This window comes from Shewanella salipaludis, assembly GCF_012911865.1.
In the GTDB taxonomy this organism is placed as follows: domain Bacteria; phylum Pseudomonadota; class Gammaproteobacteria; order Enterobacterales; family Shewanellaceae; genus Shewanella; species Shewanella salipaludis.
Genome location: NZ_JAAXYH010000009.1, coordinates 149,924 through 168,271 on the forward strand (window position 1 = coordinate 149,924; position 18,348 = coordinate 168,271).

The window sequence follows — 18,348 nt, forward strand, 5'->3', positions numbered from 1 at the left end:
ACCTCACCCCTAAAGAGAGAGCGAAAGGAATGACATTGAAGACACTCTACGTCGGCGCCGCCCTGATATTCGGCCTGGCATTGAACCTGGCCGCAGAGGCGAAAAATTATGTCGAAGGCCAGGACTATGTCAAAGTCGGCGGCATTACCGAGACCAAGACGCCCGTGCTGAGGGAATTTTTCTCCTACAATTGCCCGCATTGTTACCATAAGGATCCCCAGATCGCCGCGACTGTGGCCTTGCTTTCCAAGGATATCGACTTCGTCAGGACTCCCATAGGGGCCGGGCGCCCGGCTTGGATCTTGAGCCAGCAGGCCTATTATGTGGCCCAGAAGCTGAAGCTGACCGAGCAGGTGCATGCCAAGATCTTCAATCAGATCCATGAATTGGGCAATGCCTTCACCCGCCCGGAGCAGCTCAAGGCCTTCTTTGTCGCCCAGGGCGTCAGCCCTGGGGTGTTCGACGCCACCTTCAATTCGGTGGACAACCAATTCACCCTGTCCAATTACGATTTTCAGGCGCAGCTGGCCGAAATCAAGGCCGTGCCATCCCTGCTGGTGAACGGTCATTACCTGCTTAACCCAAGCTCCTTCTCGCCCAGCGAGCTGGCCGAGCTGGTACGCTATGTGGCGGCCCTGGCTGACTAAGCCGGTCGCGTCATTTTATTCGCCCGTCCGGCCAAGCGTGCCGGCGTGCGCTCCCCATGATATGAGGCAAGATCAGGAGTCGTTATTTCGTTGGACAAATGCGCATCTTATGTAACATAAATGACCCAACCACGCTGCCGCTTCCGAATCCCCGCCGTTTTGGGCTTCGACCTTGGTCTAAGGTCGAGACCCTAGTCTGTGAGTCACACCTCTCTCAATTCACACCAGCTTATTGATTTATAGCTATTTATTGTGTTTTACCCGTCGATTGGGTCTCCCCGTTAGACTAAGGTCGCGATTGTGGTCACCCTTGGGATTGTTAGATTAACCAAGACTTAACAATAAAACACTAAAGGGGAGTCGCTATGGGTTTCGAAAATAATGAAAAGGCCGCCGGCTATTGGCGTGAAAATTTACGCCTGGTCTTGGGGCTGCTCGCCATCTGGGCGGCGGTATCTTTCGGCTGCGGCATTCTGTTGGTCGATGTACTGAATCAAATCCACTTCATGGGCTTCAAACTGGGCTTCTGGTTTGCGCAGCAGGGCGCCATGTATGTATTCGTTGCACTTATTTTTGTCTACGTCGCCAAGGCGAATGCGTTGGATAAAAAATATAATGTTCATGAAGATTAAGGGGTAACGAGATGGATGTTCAAACATTAACCTATTTAATCGTCGGCTTTACCTTTGCGCTCTATATAGGGATCGCGATTTGGTCCAGGGCGGGGTCGACCAAGGAATTCTATGTTGCCGGTGGCGGCGTGCATCCTGTGATGAACGGGATGGCGACGGCGGCGGATTGGATGTCGGCGGCATCCTTCATCTCCCTCGCCGGCATAGTGTCATTCGTGGGTTATGACGGCTCTGTTTATCTGATGGGCTGGACTGGGGGCTACGTGTTGTTGGCCCTGTGTATGGCGCCGTATCTGCGCAAATTCGGCAAGTTTACCGTGCCGGATTTTATCGGCGATCGTTACTACTCGCAGGCGGCGCGCACCGTGGCGGTTATCTGCGCCATCTTCATCTGCTTCACCTATATCGCGGGTCAGATGCGGGGTGTGGGTGTGGTGTTCTCGCGCTTCCTGGAAGTCGACGTCGAAACAGGTGTCTATATCGGCATGGCCGTGGTGTTCTTCTATGCGGTGCTCGGGGGCATGAAGGGCATCACCTATACCCAGGTGGCCCAATACTGCGTGTTGATCTTCGCCTTCATGGTGCCGGCCATCTTCATCTCGGTGATGATGACGGGTCACATCATTCCACAACTGGGCTTCGGCGCCGAATTGGTCGATGCCGCGGGGAATAGCACCGGGGTGTATCTGCTCGATAAACTCGATGGCCTGTCGGCCGAGCTGGGTTTTTCCCAGTATACCCAAGGCGCCAAGAGCACCATCGATGTGTTTTTCATCACGGGCGCCCTGATGTTTGGTACCGCCGGGCTGCCACATGTGATAGTGCGCTTCTTTACCGTGCCTAAGGTGAAAGATGCCAGGGTCTCAGCCGGCTGGGCGCTGGTGTTTATCGCCATAATGTACACCACCATTCCGGCTCTGGCGGCCTTCTCCCGGGTGAACATGATAGAGACTATCAATGGTCCTGCGTCTACCGGGGTAGCCTATGAGACGGCACCCGAGTGGATCAAGAACTGGGAGAAGACGGGCCTCATTGCCTGGGACGACAAGAACGCCGATGGCAAGCTCTATTATGCCAAGGGCGAGCACAACGAGATGAAGATCGACCGCGACATCATGGTGCTGGCGACCCCTGAAATAGCCAATCTGCCGGCCTGGGTGATAGCCCTGGTGGCTGCCGGTGGTCTGGCCGCGGCGCTGTCGACCTCCGCCGGTTTGCTGTTGGTTATCTCTACTTCCGTATCGCACGATCTGCTGAAGAAGAACCTGATGCCGGACATTTCCGACAAGAAAGAGCTGCTGTTTGCGCGTATCGCGGCGGCGCTGGGCATAGTCCTGGCCGGTTACTTCGGTATTCACCCTCCGGGTTTCGTGGCGGCCGTGGTGGCCATCGCCTTCGGACTGGCGGCCGCCTCGCTGTTCCCTGCGATCATCATGGGGATCTTCTCCCGCACCATGAATAAAGAGGGCGCGATTGCCGGCATGGTAACGGGTCTCCTGTTTACCGCGGCCTACATCATCTACTTCAAGTTTGTGAACCCGGCCGACAACAATCCGGCCAACTGGTTCCTGGAGATCTCGCCTGAAGGTATCGGCATGCTGGGCATGATGATTAACTTTGCGGTGGCCTTCATGGTCAGCAAGGTGACCCGGGCCGTGCCACAGAATGTGGTGGATATGGTCGAGTCGATCCGCTTCCCCCGAGGGTCGGGTGAGGCCAGTGGCCACTAGTGGGCCTGGCTGAAAACGGCTTGGCCGGCAAGAGCTGAAATGAGGAAGGGCGCCGCGGCGTCCTTCTTGTTTGTGGCTTTAGTCGAATAGTCTTGCCCGTTGGCGCCGGGCTATAGTAACGGCTAAGGCCAAGACACGGAGAATGCGATGGAAACAGGCAAGATGGATGCGACCGAGCTGCAACCCGTGCTCGAGTTTCTCGGGCGACAGGTGCCGTTCGATGCCCTGAGCCGTGAGGCACTGGCGCTTTGTTGTCGTTCCCTGGTGATAGGCTATTACGCCAAGGCCTCCGGCTATGTGGCCATGGACGCCCGTCGCCCCAGGCTGCACCTGGTGCGCAGCGGCGCCTTCGAGGTCCGTACCCCTGAGGGGGAGCTGATAGATCGCCTGGGGGAGGGCGATTGTTTCGGTTTCTCATCCATGCTCAGCGGCGAAGAGATAGTCAACCGGGTGGCCATATTGGAAGATGGGCTGGTATATCATCTGGATGCCGATACCTTCGATGCGCTGCGACGCCAGAGCCGCGAATTCGATCGCTTCTTCAACCGCATGTTCGCCCAGCGCCTGCGCAACCAGGGGCGTTATCGGGCCAAAGATCTCGCCACCAGCCGCATCTGTGCCTTGATGACGGCCACCCCCATGAGCATAGACGGCCAGGCAAGCGTGACCGCGGCGGCGCAGCTGATGCAACAACACAGGATCTCCTCCTTGCTGGTGACCGACGGCCAGGCGCTGAGCGGCATATTGACCGACAGGGACTTACGCAATCGCGTCCTGGCTGCCGGGCTCGATGGCGGGGTCGCGGTGCACAGGGTGATGACACCCAGGCCCGTCAGCCTCCAGGCCAATGCCTCGGTGTTCGAGGCCATGCAGCTGATGAGCGAGCATAACATTCATCATCTGCCGCTGTTGGAGCAGGGCAGGCCCGTGGGCATAGTGACCAGCACGGATCTGCTGCGCCGCCAGGGCTGCCAGCCGCTGCTGCTGATCGGCGAGATAGAACGCCAGACGGCTCTCCCCGGCCTGGTGCAGGTGAGTAAGCAGCTGCCCTTGTTGCTGCAAAACCTCATAGGCGCAGATACCCGGGCCGAAGAAGTCGGACGTATCCTGACCTCGGTCACAGATGCCTTGACCCGGCGCCTGCTGCTGCTCAACCAAGCCCTGCTGGGAGAGCCGCCCATGGCCTATTGCTGGCTGGCATTTGGCTCCCAGGGGCGCCAGGACCAGGCGGCCTGCTCGGATCAGGATAATGGCTTGCTGCTCGCCGAAGAGCCGGATGCCGAGGCACTCGGTTATTTTTCCGCTCTGAGCCGGGCGGTATGCGAGGGCCTGAGTCTCTGCGGCTTTCCCCTATGCCCAGGCAACATCATGGCGCAAAACCCCGACTGGTGTCTGTCGCTGACCCGGTGGCAGCAGCAGTTCGCCCAGTGGGTGGCGACACCCGAACCCAGGGCGCTGCTGCATGCCAGTATCTTCTTCGACATGCGCTCTGTGTTCGGCCCCGCCAGCCTGTTTGCCGCCCTGCAGGACAAGGTGTTGGCCGATACCCGCAAGAATGCACTGTTTCTTGCCGCCCTGGCGGGCAATGCGTTACAGACCTCGGCGCCGCTGGGCTTCTTCCGCACTTGGGTGCTGGAACGGGATGGCCGCGAGATCAAAGGGATAGACTTGAAACATAGGGGCAACGCCTTGATCAACGACATTGCCAGGGTGTATGCCCTGGCCGCCGGTATCAAGGAAGCCAACACTGCCCAGCGGATCCGCGCCGTCATGGCGCTGGGTGAGCTCAACCGTCAGGATGCGCTCAATCTGGCCGATGCCCAGGAGTTTATCGCCCATAGGCGCCTGGCCAATCAGGGGGCACAATTCACCGCAGGCCAACCTATGTCAAATTACCTCAGGCCGGCGGATGTCTCCAGCCTGGTGCGGCACCAGCTCAGGGACGCCTTCAGGGTGGTGCATGAGGCGCAGGACGGTCTGCGCATGACCTTCCTGCGGCGCTTTTAACATGCTGCGGCAGTGAGTATGACCTTATATATGACCTTATATATGACCTTATGTATGACAGGATGAAGATGACAGGATGAAGATGACAGGCTTGGCGGATTTGCTCCTGTCGCCCATGGTGCATCGCTTGCTGCCGGGGCGCCTGCTCAAGCCCTGGCTGCGCCTCAACGCCAACAGGGCCAGGCAGACGCCGCTGGCGGCCTACTTAAGGGCGCTGGAGCCCCTGCTCGGCATGGCGGTGGCGCGGGCACCCATGATGGCGCTGGATCTGGAGATGACAGGACTCGACCCACGCAGGGATCAACTCCTCAGCATAGGCCTGGTGCCGATAGAGGCCGGCGAACTGGTCCTCGCCGGTGCCAGGCAAGTCTTGGTGCGCATCGATGCCGGTGTCGGCCATAGCGCCACCCTCCATGGTATAGTCGATAGCGAACTGGCGCAGGCCATGACCCAGAGCCAGGCCATGGACTGGTTGTTAACCCAGACCCGGGGACGCTTGCTGGTGGCCCATAATGCGCCTTTGGATCTGAGCTTTATCCGCCGGCGCATGCAGCTGGACCATGGCTTGGGGCTCACCCTGCCGGCGGTCGATACCCTGAGACTGGAGCGGCGCCGCCTGCTGCGCCAAGCGCAGGACCTGACCCAGGGCAGTCTCAGGCTCGGGGCTTGCCGCGGCCGTTATGGCCTGCCAGGCTATGCCGGTCATCATGCCCTCGGCGATGCCCTGGCCTGCGGCGAATTGCTGCTGGCACAGCTCAGCGCCATGGGCGACGGCCTGACGGTCGCCGAGCTGCTGCGACTCTCATCCTAGGGCTAGCCTGGAGCAGGCAGAAAAGCCGCCTTCGATGCCAATATGCTGCAATACTGGATCTGAGGCTCTGCACTATTGATTTAGTGCCCATTGATTTAATGCCTGTTGGTTTAATGCATTGTCTTTAATGCCTATTGGTTTAATGCATAGTCTTTAATGCATTGCCTCAGTGAAATAGCGTCTTTGAAATGCCAGATGCCCGTTATGCCGGCGCCCAGTGCCGGCGACGCCTTCGATACGGATGGATTGCCATGTCAGCTGCCCAATTAATCCTTATCTCAGTGCTCATCGCCGCCATGGGCATGTTTCTCTGGGGCCGCTGGCGCCACGATGTGGTCGCCATGGCAGCGCTGTTGAGCTGCATTTTTACCGGGGTGGTGCCTGCGGAGGACGCCTTCGGCGGTTTCGCCCACCCGGCGGTGATCACCGTCGCCTGTGTGCTGGTGCTGGGTCATGGGCTGCAGCAATCCGGCGCCATGAACCTGGTGGCGAAACGCCTGTTGCCCACCAAGGCGGGGCCGACCCTGAGCATCCTCTTGCTGCTGGGGTTGGCGGCCCTGCTGTCGGCCTTCATGAATAACGTGGGGGCGCTGGCGCTCTTGATGCCGATCGCCATTCAGATGGCGGCCAAGTTGCAACTGCCGGCGGGTAAGGTGTTGATGCCGCTGGCCTTCGGCTCCGTGCTCGGGGGCATGACGACCCTGATAGGCACCCCGCCCAATCTGATCGTCTCCAGCTTCAGGCAGGCAGAAGGCCTGCATGGCTTCACCATGTTCGACTTTTCCCCCGTAGGCTTCACCGTCGCCTTCGCCGGCGTGCTCTTCATCGGGCTGCTCGGCTGGCGTCTGGTGCCGACGCGTAAGCAAACGGGCAGCGCCAGTTTCGATACCGGGACTTACCTGAGCGAGGTGCGGATAGTCGAGGGCAGCAAGGCGGAAAAGATGAGCCTGCAGGATGCCGAGCGCTTGCTCGATGAGGCGGATGCCCAGATAGTAGCGCTGGTGAGGCGCGAGGTGCGCATCTCGGCCCCCAGTCCCAGGCTGGTGCTGCGCGCCGGCGATATCCTGGTGCTCGAGGTCGAGCCCGGCTCCCTGCCGGCGGCATTTTCCAGCCTGGGACTCAAGTTCGAAGCCGAGGTGGCCGCGGCCGGTAAGGAAGCGCCGGAGAAGCTGGCCGGGGCCGCAACGCCCGCCGGAGTCAAAGCCGAGGCGGCCAAGGCAAGGAAAGAGCAGGAGCAAGAGCTGGAGGACGGCCAGGAGACGAAAGCCAAGCAGGACGAAGTCGCGCTCCAGGAGCTGGTGGTGATGCCCAACGCCGCCCTGGTTAATCGCTCGGCGACGAACATAGATCTGCGCAGCCGTTATGGCATCAACCTGCTGGCCATCTCCCGTCAGGGACAACGCAGCATCCGGCGTCTGCGTACCACCCAGATCCAGGCGGGCGACGTGTTGTTGGTGCAAGGCACGCCCGAGGCGCTCGGCGGTTTCGCCTCCCAATTTGGTTGTCTGCCGTTGGCGGAGCGCGACATACGGGTGCCGCAGATGAGCCATGCGCTGCCGGCGTCGCTGATCATGGCGCTGGCGGTGTTGCTGGCGGCCTTAGGCATCTTGCCCACGGCCGTCGCCTTCGCCGCCGGTGCGCTCGCCTTCGTCATCCTCGGCATAGTGCCACTGAGATCCATCTACACCTCGGTCGATTGGCCCGTGGTGGTGCTGCTGGCGGCCATGCTGCCGATTGCCGATGCCATGGAGACGACAGGGATGGCCGACATGATAGCGCAGCTGTTGTTGCAGCAGGTCGCTCAGGATCACGCCATCGCCGGCTTGGTGTTGCTGCTGGTGTTGACCATGTTCCTGTCGGACCTGATGAACAACGCCGCCACGGCGGCTGTCATGTGCCCCATAGGCATAAGCACTGCGATGCAGCTCGGTGTCAGTGCCGATGCCTTCCTGATGGCCATCGCCGTCGGGGCCTCGTGTGCCTTCCTGACGCCCATAGGCCACCAGAACAACACGTTGATCCTCGGCCCCGGCGGTTTCAGGTTCGGTGACTATTGGCGCATGGGACTCATGTTGGAGATCATAGTGGTGGCCGTCAGCGTGCCCATGCTGTTGTGGGTCTGGCCACTGTGATGCCATCCCATGCATCAGAGTCCGGCCCGGAGCCGCTATTGGTTCCAGTAAGGGTTAGCCATGCACAGCCAGCCGGCTACCGTCAGCAGGCTGAGGAAATAGACATAGGCCTGCAACTTTTGATTGCTGCGCTTGGCGACCAGCTTGGTGATGAGCTCACCGGCACTGATCCAAATCAGGTGAGCGCTGACGTTGAGCAGCGCCAGCATCTTACACCAGTGCTGGCGAGTGCCCGTTGAGCATGAGGGAAAGTCAGGGAAGCGGGCTACCGTGGATTGGCGGACATCATTGCCGCGTTTCTCGTTGCTTAGCTGCAGCGAAGGCGGATTGTTTATCTTGGCGGGGCATGGCATCATGGGATTTATAATTGATAGCCAAGTCAAGTACATAGCTATTACAACCGCATGGCTGTTGGTATGACCAATGGCATCGCCGGCAGTACAGGAGATAGGGTATGGAGTTGAGACAGGCCACGTCAGCCGACATAGGGCAGATCAGCGCGTTGGTGACCGAGCTGGTGACCAAGTATATAGCGCCAGACTGTACGCCAGAAGGCGCAGAGTTACTCCTGAATGCCATGACACCCGAGGCCTTCGAGGGGTACTTGGCCGCGGGCTACAGGTATCATGTCGCCGACATAGCCGGAGCGATAGTGGGGCTTGTCGGCATCAGGGATAATGCCCATCTGTACCATCTCTTCGTTGCAGACTCGCACCAGGGCCAGGGGTTATCCAGGCGTCTGTGGGAGCTGGCCAGGGAGGTGGCGTTGGCGGCCGGCAATGAAGGCGTGTTCACCGTCAATTCGGCACTCAATGCCAAGGACGTTTATCTCAGGCTGGGGTTTGTTCCCTTGGCCGGCGTCAGAGAAAGGGCGGGGATCCGCGACATTCCCATGGAGCTGAGGCTCTGATGTCGGCTCTTGTCGCTGTTTCCATAAACAAAAAAGCCACCCGAAGGTGGCTTTTTTGTTGGCGGGTCAAGCGCTGATAACAAGAACTATCTATTGCAGAAATAGTTGACCGCATCTTTAACCAGCTCTATGCCCGTCTGCTCGCAGGGAGGCAGCTCGGCATCGCAGCTGGCGATAGGGGTGACACGCTCGCCCCATTTGAACAGCAGGGCCGCCGAGGTCAGGCCGGCACCGAAGGCGCAGGAGAGTATCGTCTGTCCCGGTTTGATCAGGCCTTTTTCCAGCGCATCGCAGATGGCGATGGGAATGGTGGCCGCCGAAGTGTTGCCATAGTTAGCGATATTGACGAAGGCCTTTTCTTTCGGGATCTTCATTTTGCTGACTAAGGTGTCTATGATGCGCTCGTTGGCCTGATGCGGGATCACCAGATCCACTGCATCCTTGTCTATGCCACACTTGTCCAGCACCTTGACGCTCAGCTTGTTCATGCCATTGATGGCACGCTTGAAAATTTCCTGACCTTCGAACTGGATGAAAAAGTCCAGTGAGTCGGCGCTGAATCTGTCCATCGCGCTGCCGAAGTTGGCCTTGAGAATGTCACGGCCTTCGGGATCGTTGCTCAGCTCGTAACCTAACACTCCACCCTGAATTTCGCTGGCTTCGACCACGACGGCACCGGCACCATCGCCGAACAGCACTGCGGTTTCCCGGCGTGACCAGTCGAGGTAGAAAGACAGACGTTCGGCACCTATCACCAAGACCTTGCGACTCTGGCCACTCTTGATCTGCGAGCTGGCGAGCCCCAGACCGTAGAGGAAGCCACTGCAGGCGGCATTGATGTCGAAGGCGGCGCAGGTGGCACCTATGTTGGCCTGTACCGTCGAGGCTATGTTGGGGATCAGGGTATCAGGGCTGGCGGTGGCCAGGATGATCATGTCCAGTTCGCTGCCATCTATGCCGGCAGCGGCCAGGGCGCGCTTGGCGGCGAGCGAGGCCAACTCGGAAGTGTTGACGTGGCTGATGTGACGCTGGCTGATCCCTGTGCGTGACTTGATCCATTCATCTGAGGTTTCGATGAAGGTGCTGAGATCTTGGTTTGTTAGCGTCGCAGGTGGGACGCATTTTCCCCAACCTGTGATAGTGGCGTACTGCATTTGTTATTCTCTCAAATCAAAAAGGCGAGCCTCTGCTCGGGCGCCTGTGGTGGCTAAACATGACTGCGTTTGCCAGATCTAGTTCACCTGCTGCGCGACGAGTTCGCGGATAGCCGTGGCGGCATGTAATATGTGCTGACGCAATAGTGTCGTCGCTTTCTCTATGTCTTTATTCCGACAATGACGAAGCAAATCCCTGTGATCTTGCTCTGCCTGGGGGATCCCGCCCGCCAGCAACAATTGCAGACGTATATATCTGTCGCAATTGGTGTTCAGTCCGTGTACGACCTCCAGCGTATGAGGTCGATTGGCGGCCCGATATAAACAGGTGTGGAAACGGGTATTGAGATCGCTCCAACTGGCAACGGCATCTTCCTGCTTGAAGGCGGATTCCATCTGCTCCAGTACCTTCTCGGCCTGTTGCAGGTCTGCATCTTGCAGATTTGGGATGGCTTTGGCAAGTAGATCTGTCTCTATCATGGCCCGCAGTTCGAATAATTCGGTGACTTGCTCGACCGAGAGGACGGTTGCCGTGGCACCTTTGTGGGCCTCAAACTTGACCAGACCTTCGGCTTCCAGCTGCAACAGGGCTTCACGCACCGGAATGCGGCTGACATTGAGTTGTTCGGCCAAGGCACTCTGACGTAGTGGCTCACCCGCTGCAATTTCGCCCGAAAGAATTCTTTCTCTCAGCACTTCCACCACAACCTGAGTGCGAGTCTTATGAACGATAGGGGTTGTTCTACTCATAGATTCCGTCTATTTAGTCGCGATTTTATCTTGTCCGACCAAGATTACCGTTAACGAGTCGATAAATAAAGGGAAACCCCCGGGTTCCCTTCATTTAACCCAGGGGTGAACTAGCGTGAAACGACGTTGGACTTGTCGCTCGTCAGCTCGGGGGGACAGAGGGGCGCGGGCATATTCTGGTAGCAGATAGGCCGCAGGAAACGCTGCATGGCCCTGACCCCGACCGAGGTCGAACGTACATCTGTGCTGGCAGGATAGGGGCCGCCGTGGTTCATGGCGTGACAGACTTCGACTCCGGTAGGCATCTGATTGAAGATCAGCCGCCCGACCCTGTGGCTGAGGATGTCGACCAACTCGGGTTCGGCCAGCAGTTCCGCTTCCAGTCCATGCAGGGTGGCGGTGAGCTGGCCGTCCAGAGCCTCGGCGATGGCATACATCTCATCTTTACTGGCGCAGCATACCACCAAGGCATAGGGGCCGAAGACTTCCTGCTGTAATTCCGGGCGGCCGAGGAAGGCCGTTGCCGAAATGCGCAGTGCCGCCGGGCGGGTATGGTGTTTCGCCGTTGCCGCCTTGCCCTGGGCCAGCAGTTCTATGCCGGGACGCTGCAACAAGGCGGCGAATTCCCGTTGGAAGCCGGCCGCTATGCCAGGGGTCAACATGGCGGCGGCGTCCTGGTTCGCCAGTTGTTGCGCCAAGGTGGCGAGATAGCCTTGCTGGGCCTCGCCGGGTGCCAGGATCACCAATCCCGGGCTGGTACAGAATTGACCATGGCCCATCATCATGGACTGAACTTGGCTGTTGGCCAGGGTCTCGGCCTGGGCTTCCAGGATGGCGGGCAACAGGAATTGTGGATTGGTCGACCCCAGCTCACCGTAGAAGGGGATGGGCTCGGGGCGCGCGGCACAGATGTCGGCCAGCAGGCGACCGACCCTCAGCGAGCCGGTGAAGCCGACGGCCTTGATGGCGTCGTGGCGTACCAGCGCCGCGGCAATCTCGGCCCTGTCGCTCTGCAACAGATTGAATACTCCGTCCGGCATGGCACATCTGGCGATGGCGCGTGCCAGCGCCAGACTCACCCTTTCGCTGGTGCCCGGATGGGCAGGGTGGCCCTTGATGATGACGGGGCAACCCGCGGCCAGCGCCGAGGCGGTGTCGCCGCCCGCAGTCGAGAAGGCCAGCGGGAAATTGGAAGCACCGAAGACGGCGACGGGGCCAAGTGGTAAGCTGCCCAGGCGGATATCGGGTTTGGGCAAAGGGGTACGATCCGCCTGGGGGAGATCCACATACACTGTCTCCAGCGGCTGACGCAATTGGCCGGCGAACAGTTTGAATTGACTGCAGGTGCGGGCCAGCTCGCCTTCCAGCCTGGCGGACGGCAGGCCGCTTTCCTGCTGGGCTGTGAGGACTATCTCATCCCTGTCTGCCTGTATCTCGGCGGCTATGGCGTCGAGAAACTCGGCCCGCTGGCGCGGCGAGGTGCGTCGGTAGGCCACGAAGGCCCCTGCCGCGGCGTTGGCGGCCAGCTCTACCTCGGCCATGCCGGCATTGGCGAACCACTCGGGCAGCGGCTGGTTGGCGACGGGATCGAAACGCTGAAAGCCGCTGGCTTCTCCGCACCATTGACCATGGATGAAGTGCTGGCCGCTAAAGCGGGTGTCTTGCCCTTGATTCGGCTCTGGCTTGAGTCCTTGAATGGGTTGTTGCATGAATCCTCCTTATATCACCTGGAAACCTAAGGCGTAGGGATCGCTGTCATCGACAGTGATGCTGTTGTGGCCCGTGATCCGCGCCCAGCCCTGGATGCTGGGGCAGATGGCGTCAAATTCACCGACCCGGGTGACCGACTCTATCCGGCCGATAAACTGACTGCCTATGATGCTCTCATGGGTGTATTGCTCACCGACTTGCAGTCGTCCCCTGGCATGCAGCTGAGCCAGGCGGGCGCTGGTGCCTGTGCCGCAGGGCGATCTGTCTATGGCCTTGTCACCGTAGAACACGGCGTTGGCGCCATCCGAGCCTGGGGTGATGGTGTCACCTGTCCAGAGCACGTGAGACACCCCCTGTACTGTGGCGTCGTCCGGGTGAACGCAGCTGAGCTGCTCCCTGGCAATCTGACGCACTATTGGACTCCAGCGCAGGATCTCCGCCGCGCTCCAATGGCGCAGCCCGGGGAAGTTTTCCTGGGGATCGACTATCACATAGTAGTTGCCGCCATAGGCCACATCGACCCTGAGCTCACCCAGCCCCGGCACTGCCAGGATGGCATCCCTGTGTGCCAGGTAGGCGGGCACATTGTAGATCCTGACCCAGTCGACCCTGGCGCCTGTCTGTTGGTAGTCGATGCGGATCTGCCCGGCCGGCACATCCAGGGTCAGCTTGCCCGGTTCTCTGGGCTGCAGCAGCCCGGATTCTATGGCGGCTGTGACCGTGCCTATGGTGCCGTGGCCACACATGGGCAGGCAGCCGCTGGTTTCTATGAATAGCACTGCCGCATCGGCGTTATCCGAGCAGGGCGGATAGAGAAAGGCGCCCGACATCATGTCGTGGCCCCTGGGCTCGAACATCAGCGCCTGACGGATCCAGTCGTGGTGTTCGAGGAAATCCTGGCGTTTTTCGCTCATGTTGCGACCCTGAAGATCCGGATGGCCACTGGTGACCAGGCGGACTGGGTTGCCGCAGGTGTGCGCATCGACGCAAAAAAAAGTGCCTTTGATCATCTCAGCCTTGCTCCTTCAGCCTGTTAATTGAGGTTGTACTTGTCGAGATCTATCCGGGTCGCCAGGGCCTCGGCAATGAGGCGCTCGACATAGGCGCGCTCTTCGCCTATCAGTGGCAGGCGTGGCATGCGCACATTTTCACTGCCGCGGCCGACCAGTTGCTCCGCCAGCTTAATACATTGCACCAAGGTCGGGATAGTATCCAGGCGCAGCAGCGGCATGAACCAGCGATAGAGTTCTCTGGCCTCCTGGATGCGGCCGGCGCGGGCCAGCTTGAACAGGGTCACAGACTCGCGCGGGAACACATTGGTCAGGCCTGAGATCCAGCCGCAGGCGCCTAAGAGCAAGCTCTCAAGTGCGATATCGTCGACCCCGCAGAGGATGGCGAAGCGCTCGCCGAAACGACTCTGGAGTTCTGTCAGGCGGCGGGTGTCTGTGGTGGACTCCTTGATGGCCACTATGTTGGGCTCGTTGGCCAGTATCCCGGTCATCTCCAGGTTGATATCGACGCCGTAGCTCACTGGGTTGTTGTAGATCATGATGGGCAGGCGGGTTGCCCGGGCGACCGTCTGGTAGTGGGCTATGACTTCTCTGTCTGTGCCCCGGTACACCATGGCGGGCAACAGCATCAGGCCATCGATCCCAAGTTGCTCCACATCCCTGGCATAGCCCGCCGCTAAGTCTGCGGTATTTTCGGTGCAGCCCGAGATGACCAGGATACGGCCACGGACGGTATCCAGGGTGTGACGGATGAAGTCGCGCTTCTCCTGCGGGCTCAGGGAGGCATTTTCGCCGATAGTGCCCAGGGCTATGATGCCATCTATGCCATCGGCGATCAGGGCTTCCAACATACGGGCATTTGACGCATAGTCGATGCTGCCATCCTGATTGAATTGGGTGGAAATTGCCGGAAAAACACCTTGCCAGTTTACTTTCATCTGTGGACCTCTTCATGTCTCATAGTGGGGTATTGCTTTCGGTATAGGGTGGATTCTTCCATAATGAAGATATATTGTATACAATAATTGCTTAAAAATATTCCCAGGCGTGAAAACTGGCAAGATACCGGCTCAGGCATAGCCAGGAGCCGGCATCTTGCCTCGCGGTTGCATGAAGCTACAGACTCAAGCATGCGGCACAAATATGAAGATAACAGAAGGAATCGACCATGCATCAGTTCGACCTCAGCGAAGAGGGGTTGGCGCGCTATCGCCAATTTACCTGCCTGGATGTCCACACCGAAGGCGAGCCGTTAAGGATCATCACTTCGGGTTACCCAGAGATCCCCGGCGACACCATGCTCGCCAAGCGCCAGTATTTGACGGCGCACTTGGATAGTTATCGCAGCTTGCTGATGCATGAACCCAGGGGCCATGCCGACATGTATGGTGCCCTGATCACCGAGGCGGTGACGCCCGAGGCGGACTTCGGCGTGCTCTTCATGCATAATCAAGGCTACAGCAGCATGTGTGGTCATGGCATTTTGGGGCTGCTCAAGGCCGCCTGCGAGACTGGGGTCATCACACTCGCAAAGGGGCCAAGATCCATAGGCATAGATACGCCGGCGGGATTGGTGAGGGCCAGCGTCGAGCGTCTGAACGACGGGTCGCTCCACGCCAGTTTCTTGAATGTGCCTTCCTGGGCCGAGGCGCTCGATTGCAGCGTCAAGGTGCCTGAACTGGGAGTCATAGCCTATGATATCGGCTTTGGCGGCGCCTATTATGCCTACGTGGATGCCGACAGGTATGGCATCAGCTGCCGGGCCGACAATCAGGCCCGGCTGATAGCGCTTGGCCAAAGCATCAAGCAGGCTGTGATGGCGGTCCACCCGCTGACGCATCCCCTGGAAGCCGACTTGGGTTTCCTCTATGGCACTATATTTACCTCCAGAGAGGTCACAGATCCCGGGGCCCACTCCCGCCATGTGTGTATCTTTGCCGACGGTGAGCTCGACAGATCCCCCACAGGCACAGGGGTTGCCGGTCGTATCGCCCTGTTGATGGCCAGAAACGAGGCGCAGCTGGGCCAAGCCTTGACCATAGAAAGCATAGTGGATGGCAGAATGACGGTCACAGGGGTGGAGCAGGTCGGCTATCAGACCAAGGATGCGGTGATCGCCCGCGTCTCGGGCCGGGCCTTCATCACAGGGCGACAGCAATTTCTGCTCGATCCCCAGGATGTGTTTCAAACGGGTTTCATGCTGGCGCGCTAATGCCGGCTCAGTGTCAGGACAGAGTATGAGTATTGAATCAACACCAGGGGCGCAGACCCTGACGATAGTGGGGGCCGGCATAGTGGGGCTGGCGAGTGCGCTTGCCTTGCAGCGCGCTGGTTTCAAGGTGCGGATCCTGGATAAGACAGGCGTCGCTGCCGGCGCTTCCAAGGGCAATGCCGGTCATTTCGGCACTGAGCAGGTATTTCCACTGGCGGATCCCGCCTTATTGCTCAAACTGCCCGGCATGCTGCTCGATCCTCTTGGGCCCTTCAGGATCCGGCCCCAATATTTCTTCAAGGCCTTGCCCTGGTTCATGCACTTCATGCTGAACATGTTGCCCGCCAGGCGGGCACATAACACCCAGGCCATCAGGGCATTGAACCAGAAGGCCATTGGCGCCATGCAGCAATTGGTCAGCTTCTGCGATTGCGAATCCCTGTTGGTGCTCAATGGCAGCTTGTTGGTGTTTGAAACGACCCCAAGGGCCGAGGTGGAGGCGGAATATCGGCGTTATGCCGCTGCCGGGGTGGCCGTGCGCTTGCTGGACGGCGACGCAGTGCGGGCATTGGAGCCGACATTGAGTCGAGACATCCGCCATGGCCTGTATTTCACCCTGGTGGGTCATACCCCGGATCCTCAGGGGCTATGTGAGGCGATGGCGCGCAAATTTGTCTCCCTGGGAGGCGAGCTGGTCATCGGCGAGCTGGCGCAGATCCAGACCCAAGGCGGCTTGAGCCTGAGAACGACCGAGGGCAATATGTGGCAGACCGAACATCTATTGCTCGCCGCCGGCGCCTGGTCGACGCCGTTCGCCAGACAAATAGGTCATAAGGTGCCACTGGAAACCGAACGCGGCTATCATCTTATGATGCCGCAACACAGTGGTCTGTCGCGGCCCGTGGCCTCTTTCGAGCGCAAGTTCATCATCACCCCCATGACACAGGGTACCCGGCTCGCGGGTACGGTAGAATTTGGCGGGCTGAAGGCGCCCATGTCGCCCGCCAGAGCAGATTGTCTGTTCGAGCATGCCAGAGTATTGCTGCCGCAGATCTTCGCGACTGCCAGGGTTAGCGATGGCGAGCGCTGGATGGGCTTTCGTCCTTCCTTACCCGATAGCCTGCCCGTCATAGGCAAGAGTAATGTGGATAGGGTGTACTTTTCCTTCGGTCATCAGCATCTTGGACTGACTTGGGCGGCGATCAGCGCCAATCTGCTGGAGCAGGTCATTCTGGGTAAGCAGCCCGAGATAGATATGGCACCTTACAGGGTGCAAAGATTTGATTGAGCTGACGGCATCAGCTGACGACCTGTGGATGCAGATAAACCCGGCTTTAAGTTCGCGGTGCAATTTACCCGGAGGAATGGGATAATGGCGGGCAATAGCGATTAGGGAGCATTACAGTGAGCCGAGCCGTATTTTTAGACAGAGATGGCGTTATCAACAAAGATCTGGGTTATGTCCATACTGTGGACGACTTCGAGTACATAGAAGGTGTGTTCGATGCCTGTAGGGCGCTCAAGAGTTTGGGTTATAAACTTGTGGTGGTGACTAATCAGTCGGGTATCGCCCGTGGTATGTACACCGAAGATCAATTCCACAGCCTGACCGAATGGATGGATTGGAACTTTGCCGACAAGGGCGTGGAGCTCGATGGTATCTACTATTGCCCGCACCATGCCGAAAAAGGCTTGGGCGAATACAAACTAGACTGTGACTGCCGTAAGCCTAAACCCGGTATGCTGAACTCGGCCGCCGGGTTCCTCAAGCTGGATTTAAGCGACTCTGTCATGGTGGGTGATAAGCGGGATGATATGCTGGCCGCCAAGGCCGCGGGCATAGAAACGCGGATACTGGTACGCAGTGGCAAAGTCGTTGATGAAGCCGGCATCGCCGAAGCGACTGTGGTGCTCGACAGCATCACCGATGTGCCTGCCTATCTCAAAGGGCTGGCTTAAAGGGCTGGCTTAAAGGACTGGCTTGAGCTTAGCTTAAAGGGCTAGCTTAAAGGGCAGGCTCGAAAGATAGCCGAGTCTGCGCTAAGAAGAATAGCCGAGCCTAACTTAAGCAGCACTGCCTGGTGCGGACCGGACATCAGGCATAGAGGGATTTGTTAGGCTGAATACCGGGACTGAGTGATCATCGGCGACTATTCGGCTGCAAATCACTCTTTTTGGTTAAAAGATGCGCATCCGAACTCGGTTTTGCGAAAATCTGTGTTTTAGGGGTTGCGGTAAAGTCTGTCTTGCCTATAATGCGCATCCACTGACCCAACGGGGTCGAGGTTAAAAGCTGAATAAGCCGCTAGCCATGCTCTTTAACAATTTATCAAGCAAATCTGTGTGGACACTCACAGGTGTTGAGTTAATCGAAATTGTCTCTCACGAGGCAATCAAAATTTAAATCAATGTTTTCAAGCTGCTTAGGCAGTTGAGTGTTCATAGCAATATGTACATACAGTAATGTAAGTATTGAAACGCAATGCTTCTTAGTGAGCAAAGCGAATCAAAACAGTAGAATTCGTTGAGCCGAACTTCTCTTGTAACAAAGAGTGGTTCAAAAAACTTTAATTGAAGAGTTTGATCATGGCTCAGATTGAACGCTGGCGGCAGGCCTAACACATGCAAGTCGAGCGGCAGCGG

The 18,348-nt window shown here is 58.5% G+C and carries 16 protein-coding genes and 1 rRNA gene; 11 read left to right on the top strand and 6 right to left on the bottom strand.

Going from position 1 to position 18,348, the window contains the following annotated elements:
- The first annotated feature begins 35 nt into the window (after positions 1-35).
- From HC757_RS13235 to HC757_RS13260, 6 genes are all read left to right on the top strand, one after another.
- Positions 36-647, top strand: a complete 612-nt coding sequence (locus HC757_RS13235) for a thiol:disulfide interchange protein DsbA/DsbL (protein WP_244623527.1) — start codon at positions 36-38, stop codon at positions 645-647.
- Between the two features lie 365 nt (positions 648-1,012).
- The gene (locus HC757_RS13240; protein ID WP_169564849.1) at positions 1,013-1,279 is read left to right on the top strand and encodes a DUF4212 domain-containing protein; all 267 of its coding nucleotides are present in this window, start codon (positions 1,013-1,015) and stop codon (positions 1,277-1,279) included.
- Between the two features lie 11 nt (positions 1,280-1,290).
- A complete protein-coding gene (locus HC757_RS13245; RefSeq protein ID WP_169564850.1) occupies positions 1,291-3,009 on the top strand; it encodes a sodium:solute symporter family protein in 1,719 nt (572 codons plus the stop codon).
- A 162-nt stretch (positions 3,010-3,171) separates the two neighbouring features.
- Positions 3,172-5,016 (top strand): DUF294 nucleotidyltransferase-like domain-containing protein, encoded by a 1,845-nt coding sequence (locus HC757_RS13250; protein ID WP_169564872.1) that lies wholly within the window; start codon positions 3,172-3,174, stop codon positions 5,014-5,016.
- A gap of 115 nt (positions 5,017-5,131) precedes the next feature.
- Complete coding sequence (locus tag HC757_RS13255) at positions 5,132-5,827, top strand: exonuclease domain-containing protein (RefSeq protein ID WP_169564873.1); 696 nt, start codon at positions 5,132-5,134, stop codon at positions 5,825-5,827.
- Positions 5,828-6,078: 251 nt separating this feature from the next.
- Positions 6,079-7,959: an SLC13 family permease gene (locus HC757_RS13260; protein WP_169564851.1), complete on the top strand. Its 1,881-nt coding sequence runs from the start codon at positions 6,079-6,081 to the stop codon at positions 7,957-7,959.
- Positions 7,960-7,994: 35 nt separating this feature from the next.
- Here the strand turns inward: HC757_RS13260 and HC757_RS13265 are convergent, their stop codons facing one another.
- Positions 7,995-8,315, bottom strand: coding sequence for a hypothetical protein (locus tag HC757_RS13265; protein ID WP_169564852.1), 321 nt, complete (start codon positions 8,313-8,315; stop codon positions 7,995-7,997).
- A gap of 98 nt (positions 8,316-8,413) precedes the next feature.
- Between HC757_RS13265 and HC757_RS13270 the strand changes: the two genes are divergently transcribed.
- Complete coding sequence (locus HC757_RS13270; protein ID WP_169564853.1) at positions 8,414-8,869, top strand: GNAT family N-acetyltransferase; 456 nt, start codon at positions 8,414-8,416, stop codon at positions 8,867-8,869.
- An 86-nt stretch (positions 8,870-8,955) separates the two neighbouring features.
- Here HC757_RS13270 and HC757_RS13275 read toward each other — a convergent pair whose 3' ends face one another.
- The 5 genes from HC757_RS13275 to HC757_RS13295 form a co-directional block, all read right to left on the bottom strand.
- Positions 8,956-10,023, bottom strand: coding sequence for a ketoacyl-ACP synthase III (locus HC757_RS13275; RefSeq protein WP_169564854.1), 1,068 nt, complete (start codon positions 10,021-10,023; stop codon positions 8,956-8,958).
- Positions 10,024-10,101: 78 nt separating this feature from the next.
- Positions 10,102-10,773 (bottom strand): GntR family transcriptional regulator, encoded by a 672-nt coding sequence (locus tag HC757_RS13280; RefSeq protein ID WP_169564855.1) that lies wholly within the window; start codon positions 10,771-10,773, stop codon positions 10,102-10,104.
- 110 nt (positions 10,774-10,883) lie between these two features.
- Positions 10,884-12,482 carry an aldehyde dehydrogenase (NADP(+)) gene (locus tag HC757_RS13285; protein ID WP_169564856.1) on the bottom strand — a complete coding sequence of 533 codons (1,599 nt, stop codon included), beginning with the start codon at positions 12,480-12,482 and terminating at the stop codon, positions 10,884-10,886.
- Positions 12,483-12,491: 9 nt separating this feature from the next.
- Positions 12,492-13,493: a 4-hydroxyproline epimerase gene (locus HC757_RS13290; protein WP_169564857.1), complete on the bottom strand. Its 1,002-nt coding sequence runs from the start codon at positions 13,491-13,493 to the stop codon at positions 12,492-12,494.
- Between the two features lie 23 nt (positions 13,494-13,516).
- Positions 13,517-14,431, bottom strand: a complete 915-nt coding sequence (locus HC757_RS13295) for a dihydrodipicolinate synthase family protein (RefSeq protein ID WP_169564858.1) — start codon at positions 14,429-14,431, stop codon at positions 13,517-13,519.
- Between the two features lie 230 nt (positions 14,432-14,661).
- Here HC757_RS13295 and HC757_RS13300 point away from each other — a divergent pair, with 230 nt between their 5' ends.
- The 4 genes from HC757_RS13300 to HC757_RS13315 all read left to right on the top strand — a co-directional run.
- Complete coding sequence (locus tag HC757_RS13300) at positions 14,662-15,705, top strand: proline racemase family protein (RefSeq protein ID WP_169564859.1); 1,044 nt, start codon at positions 14,662-14,664, stop codon at positions 15,703-15,705.
- A 25-nt stretch (positions 15,706-15,730) separates the two neighbouring features.
- A complete protein-coding gene (locus HC757_RS13305) occupies positions 15,731-16,993 on the top strand; it encodes an NAD(P)/FAD-dependent oxidoreductase (protein ID WP_169564860.1) in 1,263 nt (420 codons plus the stop codon).
- A 116-nt stretch (positions 16,994-17,109) separates the two neighbouring features.
- Positions 17,110-17,664: a D-glycero-beta-D-manno-heptose 1,7-bisphosphate 7-phosphatase gene (gene gmhB / locus HC757_RS13310; protein ID WP_169564861.1), complete on the top strand. Its 555-nt coding sequence runs from the start codon at positions 17,110-17,112 to the stop codon at positions 17,662-17,664.
- A gap of 609 nt (positions 17,665-18,273) precedes the next feature.
- A 16S ribosomal RNA gene (locus HC757_RS13315) occupies positions 18,274-18,348 on the top strand; the annotation flags it as partial.

Bases quoted from the DNA above. Each gene is read 5' to 3' on its own strand.
- HC757_RS13300 (WP_169564859.1), top strand. From the start codon at position 14,662: ATGCATCAGTTCGACCTCAGCGAAGAGGGGTTGGCGCGCTATCGCCAA.
- HC757_RS13250 (WP_169564872.1), top strand. From the start codon at position 3,172: ATGGATGCGACCGAGCTGCAACCCGTGCTCGAGTTTCTCGGGCGACAG.
- HC757_RS13255 (WP_169564873.1), top strand. From the start codon at position 5,132: ATGGTGCATCGCTTGCTGCCGGGGCGCCTGCTCAAGCCCTGGCTGCGC.
- HC757_RS13305 (WP_169564860.1), top strand. From the start codon at position 15,731: ATGAGTATTGAATCAACACCAGGGGCGCAGACCCTGACGATAGTGGGG.
- HC757_RS13290 (WP_169564857.1), bottom strand. From the start codon at position 13,493: ATGATCAAAGGCACTTTTTTTTGCGTCGATGCGCACACCTGCGGCAAC.
- HC757_RS13270 (WP_169564853.1), top strand. From the start codon at position 8,414: ATGGAGTTGAGACAGGCCACGTCAGCCGACATAGGGCAGATCAGCGCG.
- HC757_RS13285 (WP_169564856.1), bottom strand. From the start codon at position 12,482: ATGCAACAACCCATTCAAGGACTCAAGCCAGAGCCGAATCAAGGGCAA.
- HC757_RS13280 (WP_169564855.1), bottom strand. From the start codon at position 10,773: ATGAGTAGAACAACCCCTATCGTTCATAAGACTCGCACTCAGGTTGTG.
- HC757_RS13240 (WP_169564849.1), top strand. From the start codon at position 1,013: ATGGGTTTCGAAAATAATGAAAAGGCCGCCGGCTATTGGCGTGAAAAT.
- HC757_RS13245 (WP_169564850.1), top strand. From the start codon at position 1,291: ATGGATGTTCAAACATTAACCTATTTAATCGTCGGCTTTACCTTTGCG.
- HC757_RS13275 (WP_169564854.1), bottom strand. From the start codon at position 10,023: ATGCAGTACGCCACTATCACAGGTTGGGGAAAATGCGTCCCACCTGCG.
- HC757_RS13295 (WP_169564858.1), bottom strand. From the start codon at position 14,431: ATGAAAGTAAACTGGCAAGGTGTTTTTCCGGCAATTTCCACCCAATTC.
- HC757_RS13260 (WP_169564851.1), top strand. From the start codon at position 6,079: ATGTCAGCTGCCCAATTAATCCTTATCTCAGTGCTCATCGCCGCCATG.
- HC757_RS13265 (WP_169564852.1), bottom strand. From the start codon at position 8,315: ATGATGCCATGCCCCGCCAAGATAAACAATCCGCCTTCGCTGCAGCTA.